Annotated in this window: 12 protein-coding genes; 3 read left to right on the top strand and 9 right to left on the bottom strand. The window is 71.4% G+C overall.

The features are described from left to right. Positions 1 to 18: 18 nt before the first annotated feature. From ACH4UM_RS11870 to ACH4UM_RS11860, 3 genes are read left to right on the top strand one after another with little or no spacing between them, the layout of a single operon-like run. Positions 19 to 1,332, top strand: coding sequence for a segregation/condensation protein A (locus tag ACH4UM_RS11870; protein WP_398176671.1), 1,314 nt, complete (start codon positions 19 to 21; stop codon positions 1,330 to 1,332). Beyond that, positions 1,329 to 2,024: an SMC-Scp complex subunit ScpB gene (scpB, locus tag ACH4UM_RS11865; RefSeq protein WP_398176669.1), complete on the top strand. Its 696-nt coding sequence runs from the start codon at positions 1,329 to 1,331 to the stop codon at positions 2,022 to 2,024. Before ACH4UM_RS11870 ends, scpB begins: the two co-directional genes overlap by 4 nt. Continuing rightward, positions 2,024 to 3,103: a pseudouridine synthase gene (locus ACH4UM_RS11860; RefSeq protein WP_398176667.1), complete on the top strand. Its 1,080-nt coding sequence runs from the start codon at positions 2,024 to 2,026 to the stop codon at positions 3,101 to 3,103. Before scpB ends, ACH4UM_RS11860 begins: the two co-directional genes overlap by 1 nt. Positions 3,104 to 3,197: 94 nt before the next feature. Here the strand turns inward: ACH4UM_RS11860 and ACH4UM_RS11855 are convergent, their stop codons facing one another. The 9 genes from ACH4UM_RS11855 to ACH4UM_RS11815 all read right to left on the bottom strand — a co-directional run bounded on the left by ACH4UM_RS11855 (position 3,198) and on the right by ACH4UM_RS11815 (position 12,731). Further along, on the bottom strand, positions 3,198 to 3,935 hold the full coding sequence (locus ACH4UM_RS11855; RefSeq protein ID WP_398176665.1) for an HAD family hydrolase: 738 nt from the start codon (positions 3,933 to 3,935) through the stop codon (positions 3,198 to 3,200). Further along, a complete protein-coding gene (locus ACH4UM_RS11850; RefSeq protein ID WP_398176663.1) occupies positions 3,932 to 4,738 on the bottom strand; it encodes a DeoR/GlpR family DNA-binding transcription regulator in 807 nt (268 codons plus the stop codon). Before ACH4UM_RS11850 ends, ACH4UM_RS11855 begins: the two co-directional genes overlap by 4 nt. A gap of 244 nt (positions 4,739 to 4,982) precedes the next feature. Continuing rightward, positions 4,983 to 6,017 (bottom strand): zinc-binding dehydrogenase, encoded by a 1,035-nt coding sequence (locus ACH4UM_RS11845; RefSeq protein ID WP_398176661.1) that lies wholly within the window; start codon positions 6,015 to 6,017, stop codon positions 4,983 to 4,985. A gap of 82 nt (positions 6,018 to 6,099) precedes the next feature. Further along, a complete protein-coding gene (locus tag ACH4UM_RS11840; RefSeq protein ID WP_398176659.1) occupies positions 6,100 to 6,981 on the bottom strand; it encodes a carbohydrate ABC transporter permease in 882 nt (293 codons plus the stop codon). Next, a complete protein-coding gene (locus ACH4UM_RS11835; protein ID WP_398176657.1) occupies positions 6,978 to 7,940 on the bottom strand; it encodes a carbohydrate ABC transporter permease in 963 nt (320 codons plus the stop codon). Before ACH4UM_RS11835 ends, ACH4UM_RS11840 begins: the two co-directional genes overlap by 4 nt. An 88-nt stretch (positions 7,941 to 8,028) precedes the next feature. After that, positions 8,029 to 9,378, bottom strand: coding sequence for an ABC transporter substrate-binding protein (locus ACH4UM_RS11830; RefSeq protein WP_398176655.1), 1,350 nt, complete (start codon positions 9,376 to 9,378; stop codon positions 8,029 to 8,031). A 97-nt stretch (positions 9,379 to 9,475) separates the two neighbouring features. Next, positions 9,476 to 9,979, bottom strand: a complete 504-nt coding sequence (locus ACH4UM_RS11825) for an ATP-binding protein (RefSeq protein WP_398176653.1) — start codon at positions 9,977 to 9,979, stop codon at positions 9,476 to 9,478. Positions 9,980 to 10,148: 169 nt separating this feature from the next. After that, entirely contained in the window at positions 10,149 to 11,678 is a 1,530-nt protein-coding gene (locus ACH4UM_RS11820; protein WP_398176651.1) for an FGGY-family carbohydrate kinase, read from the bottom strand. Between the two features lie 3 nt (positions 11,679 to 11,681). Further along, the gene (locus ACH4UM_RS11815; protein WP_398176649.1) at positions 11,682 to 12,731 is read right to left on the bottom strand and encodes a 2-hydroxyacid dehydrogenase; all 1,050 of its coding nucleotides are present in this window, start codon (positions 12,729 to 12,731) and stop codon (positions 11,682 to 11,684) included. Positions 12,732 to 12,806: the final 75 nt, after the last annotated feature.

Raw genomic sequence — 12,806 nt, 5'->3', positions numbered from 1 at the left:
CGGTAGCCTGCGGGGGCCATGACCTCGAACGACGCTCCCGACTCCGCCCCCGGCGCCTTCGCCGGCCGCCGGCGCGCGCTGGGGCGTGGACCGGGCACGAGCACGAGTACCCCCCGAACGGCTCCCCCCGCGGAGCCGAACCAGCCTCACACTCGGGATGAGCCCGCCGAGTCGGCCGAGCCCGCCGCACCCGCCGAGTCGGCCGCACCCGCAGAGGCGGCCGAAGAGCGGCGCGAGCGGCCCGCGGCAGCGCCCGAGACGCCCGGCGGGCTTCTGGAACCCCGGCCGGGACACGAGGCAGACGAGCGAGCGGCCCCGGGGAACGCGGCTGCCGACCGGAGGCCGACGGCCGTTCCGCCGACTGCGGCCACCCGGGCGCGGCCCCTGGCCGACGACGGGCCGGAGGCGGACGGGCAGCCCTCGCCCGAAGCGGTGCCCGAGGTGCCCGAGGTGCCCGAGGCCGCCGGGGGCGACGTCCCGCCCGGCGAGGACGACGGCGGTGTCTTCAAGGTGCGGCTCTCGAACTTCGAGGGGCCCTTCGATCTGCTGCTCCAGTTGATCTCGAAGCACAAGCTCGACGTCACCGAGGTCGCGCTGTCGAAGGTGACCGACGAGTTCATGGCACACATCCGGGCGATGGGGCCGGACTGGGACCTGGACGAGACGACCGAGTTCCTCGTGGTCGCGGCCACGCTGCTCGATCTGAAGGCGGCCCGGCTGCTGCCCGCGGCCGAGGTGGAGGACGAGGGCGACCTGGCGCTCCTCGAGGCCCGGGACCTGCTGTTCGCCCGGCTGCTGCAGTACCGCGCGTACAAGCAGATCGCCGACATCTTCAACCGGCGGCTGGAGGAGGAGGCACGGCGTTACCCCCGCACCGTCGGTCTCGAACCCCACCACGCAGAGCTGCTGCCCGAGGTCGTCATCAGCATCGGCGCCGAGGGCTTCGCCAGGCTCGCGGTCAAGGCGATGCAGCCCAGGCCCAAGCCGCAGGTGTATGTCGACCACATCCACGCGCCGCTGGTCAGCGTGCAGGAACAGGCCGGAGTCGTCGTCGCACGGCTGCGGGAGCTCGGTGAGGCGAGCTTCCGCACGCTGGTGGAGGACACCGACGACACCCTCACCGTCGTGGCCCGCTTCCTCGCGCTGCTGGAGCTGTACCGCGAGAAGGCGGTCGCCCTGGAGCAGGAGACGGCCCTCGGTGATCTGATCGTGCGCTGGACCGGCGGGGAGGGGGACGGGACACCGCGGGTGACCGACGAGTTCGACCGGCCGCCCGCGGAACCCGAGGAGTCCAGGCAGGCCAAGGCACCCAAGGAGGAGGAGAAGGCGTGAGTGACGAGACCCTCGACGTGCCCGCCGGTGTGCGCACCGTCGCCGACCTCGACCTCAAGCCCGCCCTGGAGGCCGTCCTCATGGTCGTGGACGAACCCGCCACCGAGGAGCACCTGGCGAAAATACTCCAGCGGCCCCGGCGGCAGATCGCGGACGCGCTGCGCGAGCTGGCCGACGAGTACACGGTGCAGGGCCGCGGCTTCGAGCTCAGGCTGATCGCCGGTGGCTGGCGCTTCTACTCCAGGCCCGAGTACGCCGCCGCCGTCGAGGGCTTCGTACTCGACGGCCAGCAGGCCCGGCTCACCCAGGCCGCCCTGGAGACCCTCGCCGTGGTCGCCTACCGGCAGCCGGTGAGCCGCAGCCGCGTCTCGGCCGTCCGCGGAGTCAACTGCGACGGCGTGATGCGCACCCTGCTGCAGCGAGGTCTGGTCGAGGAGGCGGGCGCGGAACCCGAAACAGGTGCGATCCTGTACAGGACGACGAACTACTTCCTGGAGCGGATGGGCCTGCGCGGTCTGGACGAGCTCCCGGAGCTCGCGCCCTTCCTCCCGGAGGCGGAGGCGATCGAGGCCGAGACCCAGGAAGGGGTGCCGTCGTTCGACCCGGACGCACCCGATGACGGTCCGGGCACCCGGGGTACCCCAGTGCCGCCGGGCACCGACGACGACGTAGACGACCAGACGGAACTTTGATGCGAAGCAGCGGCAGTAACGGCGGAAACGGCGGGCGCGGCAACCACCGCGGTGCCGGCAACAGCAGGGACGACAAGCAGGGGCAGGGCCGCCCCCGCAAGCCCCGCCCCGAGGAGCGCCGCTACGACGTGGGCCCCGGCGCCACGAAGGACGGCCCGAAGGCGGGGCGCGGAGGCGCGGCCCGCGGCGGCGCCAAGGGCGGCCCGAAGCAGGCCCAGCAGCAGGGCGGCGGCGGACGCGGCCGTACGGCCCCGGCCCGCTCCCGCGAGTACGAGGCGCGGGTCGAGGAGCGCAACCGGGAGCGGTACGCGGGCACTTCCGAGCGGAAGGTGCCCAAGACCTTCCCGGGCGCCGAGCAGGAGGGCGAGCGGCTGCAGAAGGTGCTCGCGCGCGCGGGATACGGCTCCCGGCGCGCCTGTGAGGAGCTGATCGAGCAGGCGCGGGTCGAGGTCAACGGCGAGATCGTCCTGGAGCAGGGCCGGCGGGTCGACCCGGAGAAGGACGAGGTCAAGGTCGACGGCCTGACGGTGGCTACGCAGTCGTACCAGTTCTTCTCGCTGAACAAGCCCGCCGGTGTCGTCTCGACCATGGAGGACCCCGAGGGCCGGCAGTGCCTCGGCGACTACGTCACCAACCGTGAGACCCGGCTCTTCCACGTCGGCCGGCTGGACACCGAGACCGAGGGTGTGATCCTGCTCACCAACCACGGCGAGCTGGCGCACCGCCTGACCCACCCCAAGTACGGCGTGAAGAAGACCTACCTCGCGCACATCGTCGGCCCGATCCCGCGCGATCTCGGCAAGCGACTGAAGGACGGCATCCAGCTGGAGGACGGCTACGCGCGCGCCGATCACTTCCGGGTCGTCGAGCAGACCGGCAAGAACTACCTCGTCGAGGTCACCTTGCACGAGGGCCGCAAGCACATCGTGCGCCGGATGCTCGCGGAAGCCGGCTTCCCGGTCGACAAACTGGTCCGCACCGCCTTCGGGCCCATCACCCTGGGCGACCAGAAGTCGGGCTGGCTGCGCCGGCTGTCCAACACCGAGGTCGGCATGCTGATGAACGAGGTCGACCTCTAGGCCCCGCCGCAGGAGCGATTCGCTCGGATCACGCCCCGTCGAGCCCTGCCGGTGCTCGACGGGGCCACCCCGTGGCTTCCGCGGACCGCCGCCGTCAGCCGACGAGCCGCAGGACGTCCGCCAGACCGCGGTCACCGGTGCGGTCCTCGGCCGGCAGGATGTAGGTGCGCAGACCGCAGGCGGTCGCGCCGCCGTCGCGGACCGGGTTGTCGCCGACCATGAGCGTGGCGCGGGGATCCGCGCCGAGGTCGGCGCAGGCTTTCAGGAACAGCTGTGGGTCGGGCTTCTCCCGGCCCTGTTCGCAGGAGATGACACAGCTGTCGAACAGGGCGTCCAGTCCGTGGTGGGCGAGGTGCGTGCGCAGATCCCAGGCGAAGTCGCTGACGATGCCGATGCGCAGTCCCCGGTCGTGCAGGGAGCGCAGGACCGGTTCGGTGTCCGGATAAGGGGCCCAGGCGTCGGCGCGGGTGAGTTCCCGGTATGCCGCCTCCTCCGCGCCGCGCAGGAAGTCCACCTGCTCCCACCAGCCGTGCATGGCGCGGCGGTGCCGTTCGCGGGAGAGGTCCCGGCCTTCCTGGAGGGCGACGACGGAGGGCAACCGGAAGGCGCGGCGCAGCTGCCGGGAGATCCCGGCCACGGCACCGGGCTCCTCCAGCAGGCCGAGGCGGCCGGAGGCGGCGCCGACCCGGCGCAGCCAGGTCTCCAGCCCGATCATCCGGAAGACCGTGTTGCTGAAGTCGAACAGCACGGCCTGGACCCCTGGCACGGGGGCGGCCATCTCGGCCTCGGTGGGACTGTAGGAACTGGGCGTCTCGAACAGGGTCTGGATCACTGGGAGGGCTCTTCGGGCTCGACCGTCTCGACCGGGACCCCCAGCGCGCGGATGGCCGCGAGCTCCGCGTCGGGGGCGCCGGTGTCGGTGATGACGGTGTGGTAGTCCGCCACGGTGCCGTAGGCGTAGGTGGCGGTCTTGCCGAACTTCGAGTGGTCCACCAGAAGCAGCGCCCGTTCGGCGGACGCGAGCATGGCGAGCTTGACTTCGACGTAGTCGTTCAGCGGGTGGAAGAGCCGGCCGTCCAGGACGGCGGTGGCGGACATCAGAGCGAGGTCGGCGTGGAGCTGGGAGAGGGCGCGGGTGACGGCCGGACCCGTGCAGGAGTTGAAGTCGCCGCGGTAGCGACCGCCCAGCAGGGTGACGTTAACCCCGGGCGCGGACCCCAGGCGCTGGGCGAGGCCGACCGAGTTGGTGACCACGGTGAGCTGGTCCAGCCGGGCCAGCGCGGGCACCAGGGGGAAGAGCGTGGTCGAGTCGTCCATGAGCACCGTGCTGCCCGGCCTGATCCGGTCCGCGACGGCCGCACACAGCGCGTACTTGGCCGCGAGGGCGCTGCTCTCCCGGAAGCGGGTGGCGGTCTCCATGGTGAGGGCGGGGAAGGCGACGGCCCGCCCGCGCTCCTTGCGGAGCAGATGGCGCCCCGCGAGGTCGTCCAGGTCCCGGTGCATCGTCATCAGACTCACGTCGAACTGCCGGGCGAGGTCGTCGATGCGGGTGTCGCCGTGTTCCGCGACATAGCGGAGAACGGCCTGCCGCCGCTCCTCGACGGCGGCCTGCGACGGTCTCGTACGGGCGGGCACGGCGGCCCCTCCTTCCCCTTTGGGTCCTGGGCGGTCCGACGGCACGGGACGGACCGCCGGACCGACGCGGCCGGACGGATCGCTGCCCGCGTGGCGCTGCGGGCCCGCGGCGCGGCGGGTGGCTCCGGTCTCGCAGTCTCGCACACGGGGCGTCCCGTGCACGGGCCGATGGAGGCCGGGACCCCGTCGGCGGCCGGGCGGCTGGCCGCCCAGTCGCCGACGGGGTCCGAACCGGCGCCCACGGCTACCGGCCATCCACGGTGACCAGCACTTTGACCTGCTCCAGATCGAGGGACGCGGAGAAGGCCAGGGCCGCGTCCTCCAGGGGGTAAGTGGCGGTGACGATCTCGGCGGTGTCGACGACGCCGGCGGCGATGAGGGACATGGCGGTGCGGTAGTCCTCGGCCGTGTACATCAGGGTGCCCTCGATGCGGATCTCCCGGTCCTGGACCAGGTCGAGGCGGACCGGGGTGGTGCCGGCGGCGCCCACGCCCACCACGACGATGTGGCCGCCCTTGGCCACCAGATCGGTGGCCTGTGCCATGGACTGCCCGCGGGCCACGCAGTCGAAGACCACGTCGGCCGGGCCGCCGAGCGCTGCGTGGGCCCGGCCGACCAGATCCGGGGCGCCGGCGGGCAGCGCCACGTCGGCCCCGAGGCGCAGCGCCCTTGCCCTCTTGCCCTCCAGCAGGTCGGTGACGGCGATCCGGGCGGCGCCCGCGTGCCGTGCGGCCACGAGGGTGAGCAGCCCGATGGGGCCGGCGCCCAGGACGGCGACGGTGCGACCGGTGAGGTCACCGGCCTTGGCCACGGCGTGCACGGGGGTGGCCAGCGGCTCGACGAGGACGGCCTCGAGGTCGGTCATGCCGTCGGGGACGCGGTGGACGCGGCCGGCCGGGATGGTGAAGAGGTCGGCCAGGGCGCCTGGTGTCTGGCAGCCGAAGACCTTCAGTTCCTGGCAGATGTTGTAGCGGCCGGAGCGGCACTGGGGGCACCGGCCGCAGTACAGGTTCGGTTCGACGATCACCCGGTCGCCGGGGGCGAAGTCCTCGGCCTCCCTGCCTGTGGCGACCACCACGCCGACCGCCTCGTGGCCGGGGCGGTAGGGCAGGTCGATGAACGGATGGTGTCCGGCCGCGGCATGGGTGTCGGAGCCGCACACGCCGACGACCGTCGTACGCACCAGGAGTTCGCCGTCCGCGGGCACGGGGACGGGAACGTGCTCGATGACGATGTCGGTGAGGGAGCGGACGAGTACGCGGCGGATCTGCTGGGTCATGGTGGCGGGGTTCCGTTCGTCTCGGGCGTTCACGCGGTGGCGGTACCGGGCTGGGGATGCGGCTGCGCGCCGGCGGCGGTCCTCATTTGACGGCTCCCAGGGACAGACCGCGCACGAGCTTGTCCTGGGCGGCGAAACCGGCGATGAGGACCGGCAGGGACACCAGCGTGGCCGCCGCGCACAGCCGGGCCAGGAACAGGCCCTCGTTGGTGATGAAGCCCACCAGGAACACGGGCGCGGTGGACGCCTGGGTCGCGGTGAGGTTCACGGCGAACATGAACTCGTTCCAGCTGAAGATGAAGCAGATCAGCGACGTGGCGGCGAGCCCCGGCATGGCGACCGGCGCGACGACGCGCAGCAGCACCGTGGGCAGCCCGGCACCGTCGACCTCGGCCGCCTCCAGGATCTCCCTGGGCACCTCGGCGAGGAACGACCGCATCATCCACACCGCGATCGGCAGGTTCATCGCGGTGTAGAGGACGATGAGCGTCCAGACGTTGTCGAGCATGCCGACGTCCTTGACGATCATGTAGATCGGCAGCAGCGCCGCGATGAGCGGCAGGAACTTCGTCGACAGGAAGAAGAACATCACGTCGGTCCACTTCTGGACCGGCTTGATGGACAGCGCGTACGCCGCCGGTACCGCCAGGCAGAGGACCAGCAGGGTCGAGAGGACGGCGGCCATGGCCGAGTTGAGCAGGTAGGGGGTGATGTCCCGGCCCAGCAGCAGCTTGTACTGGTCCAGGGTGAGCGGCGCGAGGAGACTGGGCGGGTTGGTCGCCGCGTCGGACTCGCGGTGGAAGGACGTGAGGACCATCCAGGCCACCGGGGCGAAGAACGCCAGGGTGGCCAGCCACGCGACGAAGGTCCACAGCGGTGACAGCCGCGGTGCCTGCCCGTGATCGGTGTGCTGCCGGCGGCGGAACCTCCGGCCGGTGGCGAGGGGGCCTGCGTGGGCGCTCATCGTGATACCTCCTCGCGGAACAGGGAAGCGACGACCCGCAGGGCGAACGTCGCGATGACGATCGAGCCGATCACCACGACGACACCGGCGGCCGCGGCCTGGCCGTACTCGAACTTGCGGAACATGGTCAGGTAGATCTCGTAGGGCAGGTTGGTGGTCTGGGAGCCGGGACCGCCCTGGGTGATGGTGTAGACGGCGTCGAAGGTCTGCACCACGAAGATGCTGCCGAGCACGACGCCCAGCTCGATGTACTGCCGCAGGTGCGGCAGCGTGATGTGGCGGAAGGTCTGCAGCGCGGAGGCCCCGTCGACCCTGGCGGCCTCCAGGACGTCACCGGGCTGGGCCTGCAGACCGGCCAGCAGGATGAGCATCATGAACGGCGTCCACTGCCACACCAGCGCGACGACCAGGGCCGGCATGGGGAAGGACGACACCCAGTCGACGGTGGGGCCGTTCTCGGCCCCGAACAGCCGGTAGGCGGCGTTCAGGGTGCCGTTCAGGAGCCCGTAGTCGGGGTTGTAGATGGCGTGTTTCCACAGCAGTGCGGCGGCGACCGGCATCACCAGGAACGGGGCGATGAGCAGGGTGCGCGCCAGGCCCCGGCCGAGGAAGCGGCGGTCGAGCAGCAGGGCCAGGCCCAGTCCGAGGACGACGCTGATGACCACCACGGACGCGGTGAGGACCACGGTGTTGAGCACCGCGTTCCGCAGCCGCTCGTCGGTGAAGACGAACCCGTAGTTGGACAGGCCGGTGAAGTGGCGGTCACCGGGCCGCAGGATGTTCCACTGGAACGTGGAGATCACGAGCGTGGCCACGAAGGGAAGTTGGGTGACGACGATCGTGAAGACCAGCGCCGGCAACAGCGGGAAACGCCGCCGCCACTTGCGTTCGCCCGTGAGCCGGGCCGGGCGGGCAGGTGGTCGCATGGTCTTCTTGGGGGGATGCATGAGTGTGGTCATGTACTTTTCTCCGCCGTCGGCGGCCGGGGGACGGTGAGTTCGCGGGCGGCGCCCCGGCCGGCCCTGCGGCCGGCCGGGGCGGAGCCGGTCAGTGGTAGTTCTTGGCGACGTCCTCCGCGAGCTTCTGTCCGTCGTTCAGTGCCTTGTCCACGCTGGTCTTGCCGGCGATGGCGGCGGAGATCTCCTGCGTCACCTTGGTGCCGAGGTCCTGGAACTCGGGGATGGCGACGAACTGGATGCCGACCGTGGGCCGCGGCTGCACGCCCGGGTTCGCCGGGTCGGCCTGCTGGATGGACTTCAGGGTGATGTCTCCGAACGAGGCGGCGGCCTTGTTGTACTCGGGAATCAGGTAGGTGCTGCCGCGCTTGCCGGCCGGCACGCGCGGCCAGCCCAGCTTTTCCCCGACGAGCCTCTCGTACTTCTTGCTGGAGGCCCAGAGCATGAACTTCGAGGCGAGGTCGGCCTTCTTGGTGGTCTTCGGCATCGCCCACGCCCAGGCCCACAGCCAGCCGCTGCTGGCGGTCTTCTCCACCGGCGCGTACGCGTAACCGATCTTGCCCGCGGCCTTGCTGGTGCTCGGGTCCTCCAGCGCCCCGGCCGCGCTGGTGGCGTCGTACCACATGGCGACCTTGCCCTGGCTCATAGCGTTCAGGCACTCGGTGAACCCGGCCTGCGCCGCGCCGGCCTCACCGTGCCTGCGGACCAGGTCGACATAGAACTTCGTGGCGTCCCTGAAGCCGCCCGTGTTGACCTGGGCCTTCCAGTCCTTGGTGAACCACGTGCCGCCGAAGGTGTTGACCACGCTGGTCAGCGGCGCCCCGAGCTCGCCCCAGCCGGGCAGGCCACGCAGGCAGATGCCCCTCATCCCCGGCTTGGCGCCGTCCACCTTCGCGGCGAGGTCGGCCACCTGCTGCCAGGTCGGGTGCTCGGGCATCTTCAGGCCCTTCTCGGCGAAGACGTCCTTGCGGTACATGAGGAAGGACGACTCGCCGTAGAACGGCATGGCGTAGAGCTTGCCGTCCGAGCCGGACAGGGACTTCACCATCGGCTTGAGCAGGTCGGCCTTGTCGAAGCTCGCGTCCTTGTCGGCGTAGGAGCCGAGCTCGTGCAGCCAGCCGTTCTTCTGCCAGATGGGCACCTCGTAGGCGCCGATGGTGGCGACGTCGTACTGGCCGGCCTGGGTGGCGATGTCCTGGGTGACCTTGTCGCGGAGCTCGTTCTCGGGCAGCACCGTGAAGTTCACCTTGATGCCGGTGTCCTTGGTGAAGGTGCTCTGCGTCAGCTTCGCGATGTCCTCCATCTGGGGATTGCCGACCATCAGCACGTTGATGCTCTTCCCGCCGTCGGCGGACCCGCCGGCTCCGGCACCCGAACACGCGGTGGCCAGCAGGGCGGTGGCGGCTGCGCCGGCGATGAGGGCATATCTGGTCGATGGCATGAGGGGGACCTCTCGTGCGGGTGGGGACCGTGGGGCGGCTGCTCAGCGGCCGCGGTGGCGACGATGGCGAAAGTAGTAGCAGAGAAACGCTCGATTGTTAACGCATAATGCGAGAAAAACTTTGGGTATCTATCGAGAGGTGAGCCAGGACCCAGGTTCCGGCGTCGTGATGCCGCAGGTCGACGTGGGTGGAGAGGCTGCGGACGATGTCCAGGCCGCGACCGTGTTCGTCGGGGTCCTCGTCCGCGGACGGCGCACGCGCGGGGGCGGGATCTCCGTGATCGCTCACGACGATGCGCAGGGTGCCCGGATCGAGGGCCAGGCACAGCGTCATCTCGCTGCGCCCGTACCTGGCCGCGTTGGCGGCGAGTTCTCCCACGATCAGGACCGCCGAGTCGCGCTCGTCGTCCGGCAGGCGCCAGCAGGTGAGCAGGGCGGAGGCGATGCCGCGGAGGCGCCCGACCAGGGCCTCTTGCGCGGGAAGGGTGAGCTGGGCCCTGGGCGAACAGGGCGGAGCCGGGGTCTTCCGTCCGGGGGGTGCGACGTCCGTCCATGGCGCGGCGGACGAGGGTTCGGGGAAGGTCACGGCGTAGGGGAACATGACCGGGGCTTTCGGGCTTGCGGGCGGAGCGCGATGCCACTGTCGTGCGTGGCGGGTGACCGGCTGCGGATGGCGGGGAGAGTCCGCCGCGAGGGTCGTCGTAGATCCCTGTCTACGCCCCCGAGGGTCATATCTCAATAGATTGGCGCGAAAAATCTCGAATAGTATGTTAAGTGATCTTTCTATTCGGAGCAGGATCGGCGCAGGAGAGGCGTGCCCAGATCGGCCCGAGAGCCGGCAGCGTCTCCTGGTACACCTGGTACGCCTCCTCCAGCACGGCCACCCGGCCGGCGTCGGGCTCATGGCACCTGAGGACGGCGGCGCCGGCGCGTGGGTCCTCGATCCCGTCGAGCAGCCCCACGGCGCCGGCGGCGATCAGCGCCGCCCCCCGGGCGGCACTCTCCGCCACGTCGGTCACCACGACCGGCCGGCGCAGCGCGTCGGCGAACATCTGGCTCCACACCCGGCTGTGTGCTGCGCCGCCGGTCAGCCGGGCGGACCCGGTGATCCGCAACCGCGAGCAGAGGGCGTCGACGTGCCAGCGGTGGTTGAGGACCACGCCCTCCATCAGCGCGCGCAGCAGGTGGCCACGGTCGTGCCAGCCGCGCAGGCCGAGGAACGTACCGGACGTGGGCTGCGGGTGGGGTGAGCCGTAGACGAACGGGTGGAACAACACCTCCGACGGGCCGCTCAGGTGTGCCTCGACCTCCCGGCCGATCGCCTCGTGGACCCCGTCCCGCTGCTCGGCCGGTGCCCCCGTGACCCTCAGGAACCACTCGAGGTTCGCCACCGACGCGGGCGAGGTGGACATCGTCATCCACTGCCCCGGGCGGACGAAACTGCGGACCTGCCAGCGGGAATCCACGACGGGGTGCTCACTGACCACCTGGTTGATGCTGAACGTTCCGGCGATCAGGCACAGTTCGCCGGGAACCGCGCCGCCGATCCCGATCGCGGCCGCGTCGACGTCGTGCGCGCCGGTGACGACGGGAGTCCCGGCGGTGAGCCCGGTGGCCGCCGCGGCCTCGCGGGTGACCCTTCCGCTGACCGCGTCACAGGCCAGGACCGGCGGCAGCTTGCCGGCGAGCGAGCCGAGGCCGTACAGCTCGAGCAGTTCGGCCGAGTAGCCGCCCCGGCGCATGTCGGTGAACGAGGCGCTGGCGTCCGTGGGATCGGTTGCCACCGTCCCCGTCAGCCTCAGCCGCAGCCAGTCCTTGCAGGACAGCAGCCAGCGGGCCCGCTCCAGCGCGTCCGGCTCGTGACGTGCCAGCCAGGCCAGCAGGGCGGCCGGGGAACCGGCGAAGGGCACCATGCCCGACAGCGCGAGGGCGCGGGGCCACACCGACGTGCTCCGCCACACCTCCAGTACCGGCTCGGCACGCGTGTCCATCGCCACGATCGCGGCCCGTACCGGACGGCCCTGTTCGTCGACCGCGTACAGACCGTCGCCGTGACCGGTGAGCCCCACGGCGGCGACGGCCCGGCCGGCCCCGGGGCCGGCGGCGGTGAGACAGGCCCCGACGGCCCTCAGCGCCGTCCGCCACACGTCGTCCATGTCACGTTCCACCCAGCGTGGGTGGGGGGTGTTCAGCGGCAGCGTGCCGCATCCCCGTGCCACCTGCCGGCCGGCGGCATCGAACAGCACGGCCTTGGTCATGGTGTGTCCCGCATCGACACCGAGCACCAGATCACGGGCCACCGCTCACACCCACCCCAGCTCACGGGCGTTGACGGCGGCCGCGCACCGGCCGGTCACCGCCAGTTCGGCGACGGCCTCGGCGACGAGCCGGGCCGAACGGAGCGTCGTGGTCGTCGTGTCACCCGCGTAGTGGGTGGTGATGGTGACGTTGTCCAGCCGACGCCAGGGACTGTCCGCGGGGAGGGGCTCCTGGTCGTGCACGTCGAGCCCGGCCCCGGCGATGCGGCGCGCCGCCAGGGCCTCGTACAGGGCGCGGGTGTCCACCAGGCGGCTGCGCGCCGTGTTGACGAAGTACGAGGTCGGCTTCATCAGCGCGAAGTGCCGCGCGCCGATGAACCGCTCGGTCTGCGGTGTGAGCCGGGCGAAGAGCTGCACGAAGTCGGACTCGCGGAAGAGCGCGTCCAGGTCGTCGGCCCGCACCGCACCGTGCCGCGCCAGGACGTCGTCGGGCACGTACGGGTCATGTGCGAGCAGGCGCGGCCCGAAGCCGCGCAGCCGCTCCGCGAATGCGCGCCCCACATGCCCCATGCCGATCAGGCCCACCGTGCTGTCGCCGATCTCGCGGCGGGGCGGGACGAACTCCTTCCGCCACCCGCCGGCCTTGACCGAGGCGTCCGCGCGGGCGATGTCCCGCGCCTCCACGAGCATCAGTCCGACGGCGAGTTCGGCCACGGCCGAGGCATTGCGGCCGAAAACCGGTACCACGGCCACGCCGCGTGCGGTCGCGGCGGCGACGTCTACGTTCTCCAGCCCCGTGCGGGCCACGCACACGGCCCGCAGCTTCGGGGCGGCCCGGAGCACGGCGGCAGGGACCGGAGCGAAGTGCACTGCCAGCACCTCGGCCTCGCCGACCGCGTCCACGATCTCGTCGGGCACCGCCACGGCCCCGGGCCCGTGCCACTCCATGATCTGCTGTGCAGCGTGCTGCTCGGCCTTGGTGCCCCGCCAGTCGACGCTGCGGACCGGGCCGAAGTGCGGACCGCAGACCTCCGCCAGGGCGTCGGCGTAGGACGTGGCGGGGATGAAACCATCACCGACGATCAGAACGCGCACCGCGGTCTCCTCGTCCGCCGGGCTCGCCGAGCCCGGCTGTTCCGCGGGTGACCCGGCCGGCCGCCCTGACAGCAG

This window comes from Streptomyces sp. NPDC020801 (assembly GCF_044334385.1).
GTDB lineage: Bacteria > Actinomycetota > Actinomycetes > Streptomycetales > Streptomycetaceae > Streptomyces.
The sequence above is the reverse complement of the archived record's forward strand: the minus strand, read 5'-3'. Positions and strand labels throughout refer to the sequence as shown.

Coding starts and splice junctions, on each gene's coding strand:
- ACH4UM_RS11870 (WP_398176671.1), top strand. CDS start 19: ATGACCTCGAACGACGCTCCCGACTCCGCCCCCGGCGCCTTCGCCGGC.
- ACH4UM_RS11860 (WP_398176667.1), top strand. CDS start 2,024: ATGCGAAGCAGCGGCAGTAACGGCGGAAACGGCGGGCGCGGCAACCAC.
- ACH4UM_RS11845 (WP_398176661.1), bottom strand. CDS start 6,017: ATGACCCAGCAGATCCGCCGCGTACTCGTCCGCTCCCTCACCGACATC.
- ACH4UM_RS11840 (WP_398176659.1), bottom strand. CDS start 6,981: ATGAGCGCCCACGCAGGCCCCCTCGCCACCGGCCGGAGGTTCCGCCGC.
- ACH4UM_RS11835 (WP_398176657.1), bottom strand. CDS start 7,940: ATGACCACACTCATGCATCCCCCCAAGAAGACCATGCGACCACCTGCC.
- ACH4UM_RS11830 (WP_398176655.1), bottom strand. CDS start 9,378: ATGCCATCGACCAGATATGCCCTCATCGCCGGCGCAGCCGCCACCGCC.
- ACH4UM_RS11825 (WP_398176653.1), bottom strand. CDS start 9,979: ATGTTCCCCTACGCCGTGACCTTCCCCGAACCCTCGTCCGCCGCGCCA.